The sequence below is a fragment of the Allobosea sp. GW821-FHT12C12 genome (assembly GCF_058807355.1).
Genome location: NZ_JBXAQP010000007.1, coordinates 54,445 through 68,594, shown reverse-complemented (window position 1 = coordinate 68,594; position 14,150 = coordinate 54,445). Strand labels below are relative to the sequence as shown.

General features: G+C 69.0%; 15 protein-coding genes. 7 read left to right on the top strand and 8 right to left on the bottom strand.

Features of this window, described 5'->3' with window-relative positions; genetic code table 11:
* Positions 1 to 3 precede the first annotated feature (3 nt).
* Entirely contained in the window at positions 4 to 1,656 is a 1,653-nt protein-coding gene (ettA, locus tag AC1RRW_RS11915) for an energy-dependent translational throttle protein EttA (protein WP_492900978.1), read from the bottom strand.
* Between the two features lie 236 nt (positions 1,657 to 1,892).
* On the opposite strand from ettA, the gene AC1RRW_RS11910 reads away from it, so the two are divergent.
* Positions 1,893 to 2,858, top strand: coding sequence for a Bug family tripartite tricarboxylate transporter substrate binding protein (locus AC1RRW_RS11910; protein ID WP_492900977.1), 966 nt, complete (start codon positions 1,893 to 1,895; stop codon positions 2,856 to 2,858).
* Positions 2,859 to 2,988: 130 nt separating this feature from the next.
* Positions 2,989 to 3,819 (top strand): MBL fold metallo-hydrolase, encoded by an 831-nt coding sequence (locus AC1RRW_RS11905; RefSeq protein WP_492900976.1) that lies wholly within the window; start codon positions 2,989 to 2,991, stop codon positions 3,817 to 3,819.
* Between the two features lie 318 nt (positions 3,820 to 4,137).
* Here AC1RRW_RS11905 and AC1RRW_RS11900 read toward each other — a convergent pair whose 3' ends face one another.
* Entirely contained in the window at positions 4,138 to 5,163 is a 1,026-nt protein-coding gene (locus AC1RRW_RS11900; RefSeq protein WP_492900975.1) for an aldo/keto reductase, read from the bottom strand.
* Positions 5,164 to 5,322: 159 nt separating this feature from the next.
* On the opposite strand from AC1RRW_RS11900, the gene fliK reads away from it, so the two are divergent.
* The 4 genes from fliK to mog all read left to right on the top strand — a co-directional run bounded on the left by fliK (position 5,323) and on the right by mog (position 8,819).
* Complete coding sequence (fliK, locus tag AC1RRW_RS11895) at positions 5,323 to 6,774, top strand: flagellar hook-length control protein FliK (protein WP_492900974.1); 1,452 nt, start codon at positions 5,323 to 5,325, stop codon at positions 6,772 to 6,774.
* On the top strand, positions 6,771 to 7,076 hold the full coding sequence (locus AC1RRW_RS11890) for an EscU/YscU/HrcU family type III secretion system export apparatus switch protein (protein ID WP_492900973.1): 306 nt from the start codon (positions 6,771 to 6,773) through the stop codon (positions 7,074 to 7,076). The genes fliK and AC1RRW_RS11890 overlap by 4 nt, the downstream gene beginning before the upstream one ends.
* Complete coding sequence (locus AC1RRW_RS11885) at positions 7,073 to 8,203, top strand: GNAT family N-acetyltransferase (protein WP_492900972.1); 1,131 nt, start codon at positions 7,073 to 7,075, stop codon at positions 8,201 to 8,203. The genes AC1RRW_RS11890 and AC1RRW_RS11885 overlap by 4 nt, the downstream gene beginning before the upstream one ends.
* Before the next feature lie 73 nt (positions 8,204 to 8,276).
* Positions 8,277 to 8,819, top strand: coding sequence for a molybdopterin adenylyltransferase (mog, locus tag AC1RRW_RS11880; RefSeq protein WP_492900971.1), 543 nt, complete (start codon positions 8,277 to 8,279; stop codon positions 8,817 to 8,819).
* 6 nt (positions 8,820 to 8,825) lie between these two features.
* On the opposite strand, the gene AC1RRW_RS11875 is transcribed toward mog, so the two are convergent.
* On the bottom strand, positions 8,826 to 9,464 hold the full coding sequence (locus AC1RRW_RS11875) for a flavin reductase family protein (RefSeq protein WP_492900970.1): 639 nt from the start codon (positions 9,462 to 9,464) through the stop codon (positions 8,826 to 8,828).
* Positions 9,465 to 9,468: 4 nt separating this feature from the next.
* On the bottom strand, positions 9,469 to 10,398 hold the full coding sequence (locus AC1RRW_RS11870; protein WP_492900969.1) for an N-carbamoyl-D-amino-acid hydrolase: 930 nt from the start codon (positions 10,396 to 10,398) through the stop codon (positions 9,469 to 9,471).
* Positions 10,399 to 10,456: 58 nt separating this feature from the next.
* On the opposite strand from AC1RRW_RS11870, the gene AC1RRW_RS11865 reads away from it, so the two are divergent.
* Positions 10,457 to 10,606, top strand: a complete 150-nt coding sequence (locus AC1RRW_RS11865) for a hypothetical protein (protein ID WP_492900968.1) — start codon at positions 10,457 to 10,459, stop codon at positions 10,604 to 10,606.
* Between the two features lie 602 nt (positions 10,607 to 11,208).
* Here AC1RRW_RS11865 and AC1RRW_RS11860 read toward each other — a convergent pair.
* Genes AC1RRW_RS11860 through AC1RRW_RS11845 form a run of 4 tightly spaced genes read right to left on the bottom strand, consistent with a single transcriptional unit; the run spans position 11,209 to position 14,132 of the window.
* Complete coding sequence (locus tag AC1RRW_RS11860) at positions 11,209 to 11,592, bottom strand: response regulator (protein ID WP_068180541.1); 384 nt, start codon at positions 11,590 to 11,592, stop codon at positions 11,209 to 11,211.
* A 10-nt stretch (positions 11,593 to 11,602) separates the two neighbouring features.
* Entirely contained in the window at positions 11,603 to 12,691 is a 1,089-nt protein-coding gene (cheB, locus tag AC1RRW_RS11855; RefSeq protein WP_492900967.1) for a chemotaxis-specific protein-glutamate methyltransferase CheB, read from the bottom strand.
* On the bottom strand, positions 12,691 to 13,284 hold the full coding sequence (locus tag AC1RRW_RS11850) for a chemoreceptor glutamine deamidase CheD (RefSeq protein ID WP_492900966.1): 594 nt from the start codon (positions 13,282 to 13,284) through the stop codon (positions 12,691 to 12,693). Before AC1RRW_RS11850 ends, cheB begins: the two co-directional genes overlap by 1 nt.
* Positions 13,281 to 14,132, bottom strand: coding sequence for a CheR family methyltransferase (locus tag AC1RRW_RS11845; protein WP_492900965.1), 852 nt, complete (start codon positions 14,130 to 14,132; stop codon positions 13,281 to 13,283). Before AC1RRW_RS11845 ends, AC1RRW_RS11850 begins: the two co-directional genes overlap by 4 nt.
* Positions 14,133 to 14,150 lie beyond the last annotated feature (18 nt).

The following is a 14,150-nucleotide window of genomic DNA, read 5'->3' as shown; positions in this document are numbered from 1 at the left end:
CCCTCAGCGCGAGAACTTCTTGTACTGGATCCGCTTCGGGATGGTGGAATCGATCCCCAGCCGGCGCTTCTTGTCTTCCTCGTAATCGGCGAAGTTGCCTTCGAACCACTCGACATGGCTGTCGCCCTCGAAGGCGAGGATATGGGTCGCGATCCGGTCCAGGAACCAGCGGTCGTGGCTGATGATCACGGCGCAGCCGGCATAGTCTTCCAGCGCCTCCTCCAGCGCCCGCAGCGTATCGACGTCGAGGTCGTTGGTCGGCTCGTCGAGCAGCAGGACGTTCGAGCCGGCCTTCAGCATCTTGGCGAGGTGGACGCGGTTGCGCTCGCCGCCCGAGAGCGAGCCGACCTTCTTCTGCTGGTCGCCGCCCTTGAAGTTGAAGGCCGAGCAATAGGCGCGGGAATTGATCTCCTTCTTGCCGAGATAGATGATGTCGTTGCCGCCGGAGATCTCCTCCCAGACGTTCTTCCTGTCGTCGAGCGAGTCGCGGCTCTGGTCGACATAGCCGAGCGTCACGCTCTCGCCGACCCTGATCGTGCCGGCATCCGGCCTGTCCTGCCCGGTGATCATCCTAAACAGCGTCGTCTTGCCGGCCCCGTTGGGGCCGATCACGCCGACGATGCCGCCCGGCGGCAGCTTGAACGACAGCCCGTCGATCAGCAGCTTGTCCTGGAACCCCTTCGACAGGTTCTCGAAATCGACGACGTTGTTGCCGAGCCGCTCGGCGATCGGGATGATGATCTGGGCGGTGTCCGGACCCTTGTTGTTGGCCTTCTGCACCAGTTCGTCATAGCGCTGGATGCGGGCCTTGCTCTTGGCCTGTCGGGCCTTCGGCGACGCCCGGACCCACTCCTGCTCGCGCTCAAGCGTCTTCTGGCGCGAGACGTCCTCGCGGCCTTCCTGCGCGAGCCGCTTCTGCTTCTGCACCGACCAGGCCGAATAGTTGCCCTCGTAGGGAATGCCCTGGCCGCGATCGAGCTCGAGGATCCAGCCTGTGACGTTGTCGAGGAAGTAGCGGTCGTGGGTGACGATCAGGATCGCGCCCGGATAGCTCCGCAGATGGCCCTCCAGCCAGGCGGTGGTCTCGGCGTCGAGATGGTTGGTCGGCTCGTCGAGCAGCAGCAGTTCCGGCTGCTCCAGCAGGAGCTTGCACAGCGCGACGCGGCGGCGTTCGCCGCCCGAGAGCTTGGAGACCTCCCAGTCGTCCGGCGGGCAGCGCAGCGCGTCCATCGCCTGGTCGACCTTGGAATCGAGATCCCACAGGCCCTTGGCCTCGATCTCGTCCTGCAGCGCCGTCATCTCGTCGGCGGTCTCGTCGGAATAGTTCATGGCCAGCTCGTTGTAGCGGTCCATGATCGCCTTCTGCGGCGCGACGCCGAGCATGACGTTGTCGCGGACGTTCAGGCTCTCGTCGAGCTTGGGCTCCTGCGGCAGGTAGCCGACGCGCGCGCCCTCCGCGACCCAGGCCTCGCCGGTCCATTCCTTGTCGTACCCGGCCATGATCTTGAGCAGGGTCGACTTGCCCGCGCCGTTGACGCCGAGCACGCCGATCTTGGCGTCGGGATAGAACGAGAGGTGGATGTCCTTGAGGATCTGCTTGCCGCCCGGATAGGTCTTCGACAGGCCGCGCATGTGGTAGATGAACTGACGGGACATGGGCGTGCGGGCTCCGCTGCGGACAGGCGTTCTGGCGTGTCGGGAATGATGGCGGGTATGTAGGCGACGGGGAGGCCGGTGGCAACGGCGGGGCTTGTCCTGCCGATCGATGGCGCAACCCACCCCCGATCTGCATACAGCATGCCGCCCTTGCTCGGACGGCGACCTCCCGCTAGCCTCGGCCCCCAAGGCCGCCTCAGAGCGGCTCGCCGAGATTTTTCGGGAGGAACCGGACCATGAAGCTGCTCGCCAGAACCGCGCTTGCCCTGACCATGACGATCGCCGCCTCGGCGAGCGCGCTTGCCTTCCCCGACCGGCCGATCCAGCTGATCGTGCCCTGGGCCGCCGGCGGCGGCATGGACGCCGTCATGCGCATCGTCGCCAACGGTCTGGAGACCGAACTCAAGACGCCGGTCAACGTCGTCAACCGCACCGGGGGCGGCGGCATCACCGGCCATAGCGCGATCGCGAACGCGACGGCCGACGGCTACTCGATCGGCGGCATCAGCCCCGAGATAACCTTCTTCAAGGCGCTCGGCCTCGGCGACCTGACCCTCGACAGCGTCGACACCTTCTCGCGCGTCTCGCTCATTCCGGCCGGCGTCACGGTCAAGGCCGACAGCCCGTGGAAGACGCCGGCCGACTTCCTCAAGGCGGTGAAGGACGCGCCGAAGGGCTCGATGCTGGGCTCCGGCACCGGCGTCGGCGGCTCCTGGCACATCGCCTCCGGCGGGCTGCTCAAGGCGGCGGGCCTTGCGCCCGACGCGGTGAAATGGGTCCCGAGCAATGGCGGCGCCCCGGCGCTGAACGACCTCGTCGCCGGCGGCATCACCGTCTTCACCGGCTCGCCGATCGAGGCCAAGGCGATGCTCGACGCCGGCCGCGTCCGCACCATCCTGATGATGACCGAGGAACGCCACCCGAACTTCCCCGACGTGCCGAGCGCCAAGGAGGCCGGGCTCGACTGGACCTACCAGAACTGGTTCGCGCTCGCCGCGCCGAAGGGCGTGCCCGCCGACCGCCGCAAGATCCTGTTCGACGCGGCCGAGCGCGTCCTGCAGCGCCCCGACGTGCGCAAGGCGATGGCCGATCGCGGCATCACCCCGGTCTGGGACAAGCCCGGCGAGTTCGACGCCTACGCCAAGGTCTTCGTGACGCGCGGCATCGCGGTTCTCAAGGAGCTCGGACTCGCCAAGGACTGATGATCGGCGTTGACACGAGGCCGACGGCCGCGAAGGCGATCACAACCGCGCAAGCGTAGCCGCCTCCCTCTTCCCCCGGCCCGGCAATTGCCCGAGACTTTGCCCGGTCGGGGCCATGAGGGAATGCGCCATGCAGTTGTCGAGGACGTTTCTGCTCCGGGCCCTGGCAGCCTGCGCCGTGCTGGCCCTTTCCGGCTTGGCTTCGCCGGCCCACGCCCAGTCCGACGCGCCGGGCTGCCGGCCGGAGATGGCCTCGCTCAAACTGCCGATCCAGCGCGCCAACCTGACGCTGGCGAATCTGGCCAAGGACGAGGTCCGCCTGACCTTCGTCGGCCACGCCACCTTCACCATCGAGACGCCGGGCGGCGTCACCGCCGCGACCGACTACAACGACTATGTCCGGCCTCAGCGCACGCCCGACATCGCGACGATGAACAAGGCTCATTCGAGCCACAACTCGCGCAACCCCGATCCCGGCGTCAGGTACGTCCTGCCGGGCTGGGATCCGGCAGGGGTCGGAGCGGCCAAGCATGACGTCACGCTCGGCGACATGCGCGTGCGCAACGTGCCGACTAATATCCGCAGTTATTCCGGCTCAACCGATTTCGACGGCAATTCGATGTTCGTCTTCGAGATCGGCGATCTCTGCGTCGCCCATCTCGGCCATCTGCATCACCCGCTGGAGCCCAGCCATCTGCGCGCGCTCGGCCGCGTCGATGTCGTGCTCTTCCCGGTCGACGGCAGCTACACGCTCGACCAGACCGGCATGATGGAGGTGCTTAAGAGCCTGCAGGCCAAGGTGATGGTGCCGATGCACTTCTTCGGCGGCTCCAGCCTCGAACGCTTCCTGCGTCTGACGGACGGGCAATGGCCGGCCGAACGCAAGGCCGAGCCCGCGATCACGCTGAGCAAGTCGACCCTGCCGGCCAGGCCGACCATCATCGTGCTGCCGGGGAATTGACGACGGCAAGACCAACCGGAACTCACGCGCCTTAACCCGCCGCTTAGGCTGCTTGCAGGCCGTTCCGTCGGGCAAGCGCAATGTCGGGCATTCCGACGACGGGTCCGGGAGGTCCGCATGACCCGCCGTCTGATGATCTCCGTCGTTGCGGCCGCTCTGCTGCCGGCGAGCGCCAAGGCGGCGAGGGCGCGCTTCAGCAGCAGTCGTCCGAGCCCGGACGAGGCTGTCGCCGCGCCCGCGCCGCGCCCCCGCCGGGGCGGGCCGGCTCCGGTGACGAAGCGCGCCGCCTTGCTCATCGCGCGGAGCGTGCCGGGCCCATCACCCGGTCGGCGAGGCAGGAGCCGAGCGAGGCCTGCCCTCCAGCGGATAGGCCGGATCGCTGTAGCCCGGCGTCGAGGGGTGGCCGGCCGGCACGAGCCCGTCCACCAGCGCCTCGTCCTCGGCCGAGAAGGCGATGTCGAGCGCGGCCAGATAGGCCTGCCACTGCTCCAGCGTGCGCGGCCCGGCGATGGCCGCGGTCAGCAGCCTGTTGTTGAGCACCCAGCCGACGGCGAACTGGATCGGCGTCATCCCGCGCGCCGCCGCATGCGCCTTGATCGTCTGGGCGATGACGAGGCTCTCCTCGCGCCATTCGGTCTGCATGATGCGCTTGTCGCCACGCGCCGCGCGCGTGCCCTGCTGCGGCGCCTGGCCGGGCTCGTATTTGCCGGTCAGCACGCCGCGCGCCAGCGGCGAGTAGGAGGCGACGCCGAGCCCGTAGAAGCCGCAGGCCGGCAGGTGCTCGACCTCGGGCATGCGGTTCATCGCGTTGTAGTAGGGCTGGCTCACCACCGGCCGGTCGATGCCGAGGTCGTCGCAGAGCCGGCAGATTTCGGCGACGCGCCAGGAGCGGTAGTTCGACACGCCAAAATGGCGGATCTTGCCCTGACGCACGAGATCGCCGATGGCGCGCACCGTCTCGGCCAGCGGCGTCGCATGGTCCTCCTTGTGGAGATAGTAGATGTCGATGAAGTCGGTCCCGAGCCGGCGCAAGCTGTCCTCGCAGGCCTGCATCATCCATTTGCGCGAGAGGCCGGCGCGATTGGGCCCCTCGCCGATCGCGTTCGCCAGCTTGGTCGCCAGCACCCAGTCGTGGCGCCGCGCCGCGATGGCGCGTCCCGTGATCTCCTCGGAGCGGCCCTCCGTGTAGACGTCGGCCGTGTCGATGAAGTTGACCCCGGCCTCGCGTGCATGATCGATGATCGTGACGGCGTCGACCTCGCTGGTCGCCCCTCCGAACATCATCGTGCCGAGGCAGAGCGGCGAGACCTTCAGGCCCGAGCGGCCGAGCTGACGGTATTCCATGGGCGCGCTCCTGCGACGTGAGCGGAGGACCCTGCCCCAGCGCGCCATGCCGCGCCAGCGCGGCGGCGCATGCTGTCCATGCGGGGCGCAAGGAAATGCTTAACCTTTCCTGTCACCCTGCGGCATCGCCGCCTTGTCGCCGCCGACGCCCGGGACCGTATGAACCTCGCCGCGCTCGTCCAGAACCAGCTTCTGACCACGCTGCTGGATGCGCTCCAGCCGGCGACCGGGCTGGTCGCCGGCAAGACGCTCGCGGCGACGCTGCTCTCGCTCGACGGCGAGGGCCGCGCCACCGCGCAGGCCGGGGGCGAAAAGTTCTCGCTCGTGCTTGCCGGCCCGCGGGCCAAGGCGGCGGCGCTCCAGCCGGGCGCGACGCTGCTGCTGCGGATCGATGCGCCGGAACAGCGCGGCGGCGCGCTTCGCGCGACGCTGCTGGAGGTGCGTCCGCCGCAGCCGGCCGGCATGACCGCCGCGACACCAGCCCCGGTTCAAGGCCAGCCCGACAATCCGGCCACGCTTGCCCCCAATGGACCGGCGGCTCTGCTCCAGCGCGTGCAGGCGTCCCTCGCGCCGGGCGCGCGGCCGGCAGCCGCCGCCCAGTCCACCGTCCCGGCTCAGGCCGCCAACGCCTCCCAGCGCGCCGTGGCCGGTCCGCTGCTCGGGCCGGCGCTGGCGAACCAGGACAGCCTCGCGCCGCTTCTGGCAAATCTGCGCAGCATCGCCGGCGGCGGGGTCGCGCTGGCGCTGCCGAAGCCGCTTCTCTCGCTGATAGGGGGCATGCTGGCGCAAGCCCTGCCGGCCGAGCGCCGTGCGCCGACAGCCGCGGCGCTCAAGGACGCGGTGGGGCGCTCCGGCGTCTTCCTCGAGGCGCGGCAGGCGCAGGGACAGCCCGCGCCGCGGGGCGATCTCAAGGCCAGCCTGCGGAATTTGCGGGAGGCGCTCGCGGCTCTGGTCGAAACGCTGGCCGGGACGCCGAATGCGAAGACGCAAGAAGCCGCCAGAGCTGCCGACATCGATCCGGCAACCTCCGCACCCGATCTCTCCGCGCGACCGGCCGCCCCGCGCCGCGACGGCCCGCTCAGCGCCCAGCCCCCCGCCGCGCCAAGCCTCTCGGCCGGAGACAAGCCGCTGACGGCGGCGCAGACGCTGCTGGACCAGACCGACGCCGCGCTCGACCGGCTGACGCTTACGCAGTTCGCCTCGCTGCCGCTTGATGGCGCGCGGCTCGACCCGAACCAGGGCCAGCGCTGGCTGACCGAGATCCCGCTCGCCTTCCAGTCCGGGCACGCCGTCATGCCGCTGCGGATCGAGAAGGAGCCGGAGCGGCGCGACGCCGGCGCTGCGGAAGGGCCGCTCTGGCGCATGCGCTTCGCGCTCGATGTCGAGCCGATGGGGCCGCTGCAGGGGGTGGTGGCGCTGCAGGGCCGCAAGGTCGACGTCACGCTCTGGGCCGAGCGCGAGGATACCAGCCGGATGCTGCGCGGCGCGGCGCCCGATCTGGAGGCGGCGCTGGCGCAGGCCCGCTTCGAGCAGGGCGTCGTCGACATCCACACCGGGCAGCCGCGCGTGATGCAGGCGACCGCCGGCCAGTTCCTGGACCGGATGTCATGACGACGCCTTCGCACAAGCGCTCTCCCCCGCGCATCGCCGTAGCGCTCGAATATGACGGGCAGGGCGCGCCGCGCGTCACCGCCAAGGGCCGCGGCGAACTCGCCGAGCGCATCGTCGAGACCGGGCGCGAGCACGGCGTCGCGATCGAGCAGAACGCCGTGCTGGCGCAGGCGCTCTCGGCCGTCGAACTCGACGACCAGATCCCGGAGGAACTCTACCGCGCCACCGCGCAGGTCATCGCCTTCGTGTTGTCGATGCGCGGCGAGATGCGGCGCGCCAACCGGGACGGTGTCGGGTCTTGAGCTCGGGCATCGTCGTCAGGCGCATCCGGCCGGCGGATTACGCCGCGCTCGGCCCGGCCTTCGCGGAGCTGTGCGCGCGCGCGCTCGAACCCAACCCGCACATGGCCCCGGCGGCCGTGGCCGCCGCGACCCAACTGGTCGATGCCGCCGACATCGTCGTCATCGCGGTCTGGTTCAACGAGGCGCTCGGCTCGGAGCGGCTCGCCGGCATCTGGGCCATGCTGCGCGTCCGAGACTGGCGCGCCGGCTTCGCGACCGTGCTCCGCGCGCCGCTGCTGCCGATCTACGAGGTCTCGTCGGCGCCCGTGATCGACCGCGACCATGCCGACGACATCATGCAGGCGATGCTGCGGCATCTGCTCTCCGCTCGCGACCTGCCGGGCACGCTTGCCCTGCCGCTGATGCCGCTGGAGGGACCAAGCCACGCGGCGCTCGTCGAGGCCTGCCGCGTCACCGGCAGCCGGCTGGCCGCATTCGAGCGCTGGCAGCGGCCAATGCTGCTCCCACGGGCGGGCGACACGGCCGAGACCTATCTCAGGCGCGCGCTCGGGCCCGGGCACAAGAAGCGCATGCAGCAGTTCCGCGCCATCGGAAAGCACGGCGCGGTCGGCTTTCAACGCCGACGCCGCGAGGCGGCGCGCGAGGCGCTGGAGAGCTTCCTGACGCTGGAGGCCGCCGGCTGGAAGGGCAAGGCCGGCACGGCGATCGCCTCCAGCCCCAGGGACGCGGCCTATTTCCGCGCCCTGGCCGAAGGCTTCGCCGGGCACGACGGTCTGCAGATCGATACGCTGACGCTGGACGGCGCGCCGATCGCGATGGGGCTCCTGATCGAGAGCGCCGGCACCCGCCATTTCCTCAAGATCGCCCATGACGAGACGCAAAGCCGCCATTCGCCCGGCCGCGCGCTGACCATCGCCATGCTCCAGGCCGATTTCGCCGGCGCGCCCGCAACCGTCTTCGACAGCGGCGCGGGCGACGGCGTCGATGCCGGAACCTATGTCTGGGGCGAGCGCCGCCTGACCGGGAACGTCGTGGTCGGGCTCGGCCGCAAGCGCCCTGCCCTGCCCGAGCTGGCGGCGTCCGCGCGCCAGACGCTGCGCCGCCTGCGCGCAAGGCTGAAGCGCTGAGCGTGGAAACGGACTAGCCGGCAGCGCCGTGATCGGCCACATCTGCCGCAGGCGCAGCGCAGGACAGGCCACCATGAGCAACCCCATCAGGATCGGCATCGTCACCGTCTCGGACCGCGCCTCGGCCGGCGTCTATGCCGACGAGGGCGGCCCGGCGATCGAGGCCTATCTCGCCGAGGCCCTGATCTCGCCCTGGACGCCGGTCGCGCGAATCATCCCGGATGACCGCAAGCTGATCGCGGAGACGCTGATCGCGCTCGCCGACGCGGAAGGCTGCTGCCTGATCGTCACCACCGGCGGCACCGGCCCCGCGCCACGCGACGTCACGCCCGAGGCGACGGAGGAGGTGATCGAAAAGCCGATGCCGGGCTTCGGCGAGCTGATGCGCCAGGTCAGCCTGCGGAAGGTGCCGACCGCGATCCTGTCGCGCCAGACCGCCGGCATCCGCGGCAAGTCGCTGATCGTCAACCTGCCCGGCCGCCCGCGCGCCATCGCCGAATGCCTCGACGCCGTGATGCCGGCGATCCCCTACTGCATCGACCTGATCGAGGGCCCGTATCTGGAGACCGATCCGGCGGTGATCGCCGCGTTCCGGCCGGGGAAGGCGAAGAGCTGAGCGCTCTCAATCACGCTTGGCCTTCCACTCCTCATAGGTGCCGCGCCGCAGGTCGAAGCGCCCGTTCTGGCGCGAATAGCCGTCGCCGAACATCCGGCCGACCGGCTTGTAGGCGTCCATGCTGACCCTCAGCGTCGCGGGGTCGACCAGCCCCTCGCGGGCATGAATGCGGACGACCTCGCCGATCAGCAATTCGCGCGTCGGGCTGAAGCTCAGCGTGCTGTGCTTGCGGCATTCCAGCGCGAAGGGCGCCTCCGCGATCCGCGGTACGGAAATCGTCACGCCCGGCAGCAGCGACAGGCCCGCCGCGTCGATCTCGCTGACATTCGGCGGGAAATCGATCGCACAGACGTTCATTGCCTCGGCCAGCCCCTCGTCGACCAGGTTGACGACGAAGGCGCCGGCGGCGGCGATGTTGCGCGAGGTGTCCTTGGGCTGGTTGCCCGGCCGGTATTGCAGGCCGAGCACGATCAACGCCGGCTCCTCCGAGAACACGTTGAAGAACGAGAACGGCGCGGCGTTGACGACGCCGTCGCTGGAGACGCAGGTGACGAGCGCGATCGGGCGCGGCGTCACGCTGGCGCAGAGCAGCTTGTAGCGCTCGCGCGGTTCGAGATCGGCGAAGGCCGCGGTGAAGGCGCTCAAAACCTCACTCCGGCTCGACCACGCCGACACGTTCGGTGATCGGGCCGTAATGCTCGATCCGGCGATGGCGCTGGAAATCGAAGATCGTCTCCTTGCCGAACTTCGTGTCGTCGAGATCGCAGGGGTGGACGAGCACGCCGTCCTCCTCGCCGTCGAGCAGGGCGACGATCTCGCCATCGGGATTGACGATCATCGTCCCGCCCATCAGGTGATGCCCGTCCTCGTCGCCGGCCTTGGCGACGGCGACGACCCAGGTCGAGTTCTGATAGGCCCCGGCCGCCAGCGAGAGCTTGTGGTGGAACATGCGCCGGTCGGCCGCCTCCTCGTTGCGCTGGGAATTGACCGAGGGCGTGTTGAAGCCCAGCACCACCATCTCGACGCCCTGCAGACCCATCACGCGGTAGGTTTCCGGCCAGCGCCGGTCGTTGCAGATGCACATGCCGATCAGGCCGCCCATGGTCCGCCAGACCGGGAAACCGAGATCGCCCGGCTCGAAATAGCGCTTCTCGAGATGCTGATGCGTGCGCTTGGGGTCGTACTCGACATGTCCGGGCAGGTGAATCTTGCGATATTTGCCGACGATCCGGCCTTGCCTGTCGACGAGCACCGAGCTGTTGAAATGCCGCCCCTCCGGCGTCAGCTCGGCATAGCCGAAGCTCATGCCCATCTTGTAATGGCGCGCCAGGTCGAACAGCGCCTGCACGCCGGGGTTCGGCATCGCCGTCTCGAACCAGCGGTCGGCCTCGGTCCGGTCCTTATGGTGCCAGCGCGGGAAGAACGTCGTCAGCGCAAGCTCCGGATAGACGATCAGGTCGGTCCCCTTGGCCTTGGCGAGGTCCATCAGCCTGATCATCCGCGTGATCACGTCCTCACGCGCTTCAGATTTCTGGATCGGTCCGAGCTGGGCGGCGGCGACGGTCAGGATACGGGACATGGAACCTCGGTCTGAACGGGCGATCGTTGGGCGAATGGCGCAAGGCAGGAACTGGCCCATGCAGGGACTGGTCCATGAATGCGTCAGCATCGCGGTGCCGGCGCGCAATCTCGCTCCGATCCGCGCCTACGCCAAGGGCGACGTGCGCCGCGGCCGAGCGAAAAACGCGCCAGCCACCCTGCGCGGAGGGCATGCCCCGTTGTCGTGAAAGAGCACCGCTTTCGGCGGCCGCAGGCACAGCTTAAGCCTGCGGCTCCTGGCCGATCGCCTGGATCAGCCGCGGCCGATCGGGTACTTGTGGAAGTTCCACGCCGGCGTCTCGGCCGGCTTGCGCATCGCCACCGGCGATAGAACGGAGCGCATTGGGGCCGCGCAGCCTGACCTTCCCGGCGAAGGCACAGGGCGCGCCATAGGGGCTGCGCGCGGAGTCCGCGATCGCCCGGCCTTCGAGCGGCTCCTGTCCGCCGAAATCGTTGCTCGCGTCGCCAGCAGCATCAGCCCGCGTCGCGAATGGCGCTGCCAGGGCACCTCCCGCATGGCGAGCTGAGCAGCGAAGCCGCGGTTGGTGGCCGGCCGGCATAGGCCGCGAGCTCCGAGCGTCCGCCGCCCGACCGGTCGAAGCCGAAATCATGAGCCGTGACGGGTTTGGCCGGAACCGGCGCGACGGCCGGCTCGGGAGAGTTCCCGGCGACCACGGGCGCTTCGGCGCGAGCCGGCACCAGCCCGATCTGTCACCCTCTCCGAACGGCCGCTTTCCCAAGCTGTCCGTTCTACGCCGCACCCGCCCGGCGGATGCGGAAGTCTCCTCGCTCAGCAGGCCAGAACCTTCTTCACGCGCACTTCGAGGTCGCGCAGCTCATAGGGCTTCACGACGTAATGGTCGGCGCCGTTGGTCGTCGCCTCGTCCATCTTGTCGACCGAGCGCTCCGAGGTCGCCATGATGATCTTGATCTGGTTCAGCTCCGGCACGGAGCGAATGGCGCGCAGCAGGTCGATGCCGCTCATCCCGTCCATGTTCCAGTCGAGCAGCAGGAGATCGTAGCGCTTGCCCTGCATCTTCATCAGGGCCTCGCGCGCGTTCTCGGCCTCGTCGATGTCCTGGAACTCGATCTGCTTCAGGAAATACGTCGCAAGGCCGCGCATGCTCTTCTGATCGTCGACCACGAGGATCCTGTAGTCGCTTCTCGCTTTCATCACGCTCTCCTCAGGCGGTGCGCAGATGGGGGCGCTCGCCGATCAAATGCCCGACCGCGGCGCCGATCTGGTCGAGGGCCACGACCCGGTCGGCCGCCCCGATCTCGAATGCCGCTTTCGGCATTCCGTTTACCACACAGGTTTCCCCACTTTGGATTAACGTCTCGGCGCCCGCTTTGCGCATGGCTAACAAACCGTCAGCGCCGTCGCGGCCCATTCCGGTCAAAAGGATTCCGATGGCGTGGCTGCCGAGGCTGCGCGCCACCGAGTGGAACATCACGTCGACGGACGGGCTGTGGCCGCTGACCAGCGGACCCTCGCGGAGATTGCAGATGAACTCGCCGCGCCGCTCCTCGATCTCGAGATGGCGCGGGCCGCCCGGCGCCACCACGCCCATGCCCGGCCTGAGGCGGTCGCCGTCGGCGGCCTCCTTCACGTCGAGGCCGGTCGCGGCCGCGAGCCGGGCGGCGAACTTCGCCGTGTAGCCCGGAGGCATGTGCTGGACGACGACGATCGGGATGCGGTGGCTGGCGAGGTCGCGCATCACCACCTGGACGGCGGGCACGCCGCCGGTCGATGCGCCGATGGCGATCAGCGAGGTCCGCCCGCCGATGCGCGCCGGCTCCCGAACGGGCGCGGGCCGCGCGGGGGCGCTCTCGCGGGCGGATGCGAACATGCGCCGGCTCGCCGAGGCGCGCGAAAGCGCCGCGACGAGGTGCTTCATGAAGCCTTCGAGCGTGTGGGTCGTTCCGTCGGGCTTCTCGATGAAATCGATCGCGCCGAGTTCGAGCGCCTGGATGGTGTTGTCGGCCCCGGGTCCGCCGAAGGCCGAGACGATCAGCACCGGCAGCGGATCCTGCTTGAGCACGCGCGCCAGCAGCTTCAGCCCGTGCCGGCCCGGCAGTTCGAGATCGAGCGTCAGGATGTCGGGCCGCAGTTCCTGGATGGCGTCCCAGCCCTCCTCGGCGCTGCCGGCGACGCCGATGACCTGGAAGCCGGGCGCATTGTTGATGATCTGCGTCATCAGCTTCTGCATCAGAAGCGAATCGTCGACGACGAGGACTTTCACCGGGTTGGCGGAGGAGGTCATCATGCTCATCACCAGATTTCGACTTCGCAGACCACGGGCTGGCTCTTGAGCCGGTTGAGGTAGGCGACTTCCTGCTCGTGCTCGGGATCGCGCGCCGTCGACTGGACGTGCTGGACCCAGGCGCGGCCGGTGGCAGGCTGGTAGTGGATGCGCCGCGAGCGCGTGCCGCCGACATCCTTGGAGACGACCGGAATGCTCTCGCGCTGCAGGAACTCGGTGACGAAGGCGATGTTGCCGTCGCCGATCGCCAGCATCGTCGCGCCGGACAGAACGCGCGCGCCGCCGAAGACCTTGGCTTCGAGATTGCCGCGCCGCGCCCCGCGCTTCAGCAGACCGTTGATCAGGACTTCCATGGCGGTGTCGCCATAGCGCTCGCCGGCGCTGGCGTCCGAACCGCCATTGTTCTTCGGCAGGAGGAAATGGTTGAGCCCGCCGACGCCGGCGGTCGGATCGCGCATGCACACCGAGATGCACGAGCCGAGCACGGTCGCCACGATCTCGTCCTTGGCCGACGTGATCTCATGCTCGCCCGGCGCGACGGTGATGATCGTCGCCTCGAAACGGGGATCGAAATAGCGGCGAGAGGACCGGGCGAGGCTCATGGGATTCTCTCGTAGATGGTGCGGCCGATCAACCTGAGTTGCGCGTGCGGTTGCGGGAGCGATTCCGAATGGCCGAGATAGAGGAACCCACCCGGCGCCAGCAGCGTGACGAAGCGGTCGAGGATCGAGGCCTTGGTCTGGGTGTCGAAATAGATGAAGACGTTGCGGCAGAAGATCACGTCGAACGGACCGCTCATCGGCCATTTCTCGATCAGGTTCAGCCGCTTGAAGGTGAGCAGCCGACGCAGGTCGTCGCTGATCCTGGCCTCGCCGGCGCGCCCTGCCCCGTCCAGCCTGAGCAGCGGTTTGAGATCGGCCGGCAAGCGCTCGAACAGCTCGGGCGAATAGAGCCCGGCATCGGCCCGGTCGAGGATGTCGGTGTCGATGTCGGTCGCGAGAATCTTGAGATCGACGTCGCTGCGCGAGCCGAGCACGTCGCGCGCGATCGCGGCGATGCTGTAGGGCTCCTCGCCCGAGGACGAGGCCGAGGACCAGATCCGGACGCGTCCGCGCTTGCCGCCGCGCTCGCTGATCAGCTTCGGCAGCACGTCCTTGCGCAGATGGTCGAAATGGTGCCGCTCGCGGAAGAACGCCGTGTGGTTGGTGGTGACGGCGTTGATCAGCTCGGGGATCTCGTCGACGGCTCCCGGCGACTTCAGGAAGGCGCAGTATTCGGCGACCGAGCTCAGGCCGAGCGCCTTGACGCGGCGCGCCAGCCGGCCGCGCGTCATCGCTTCCTTGTGCTCGCGGATGACGATGCCGGCCTGCTCGTAGACCAGCTTCGAGATGAAGCCCATGTCGTCGCGCGTCAGCGTCGCGTCCGCGAGGCCGGGCTGGGGGGCGGGCATGGCGTTGGACCTGGACAT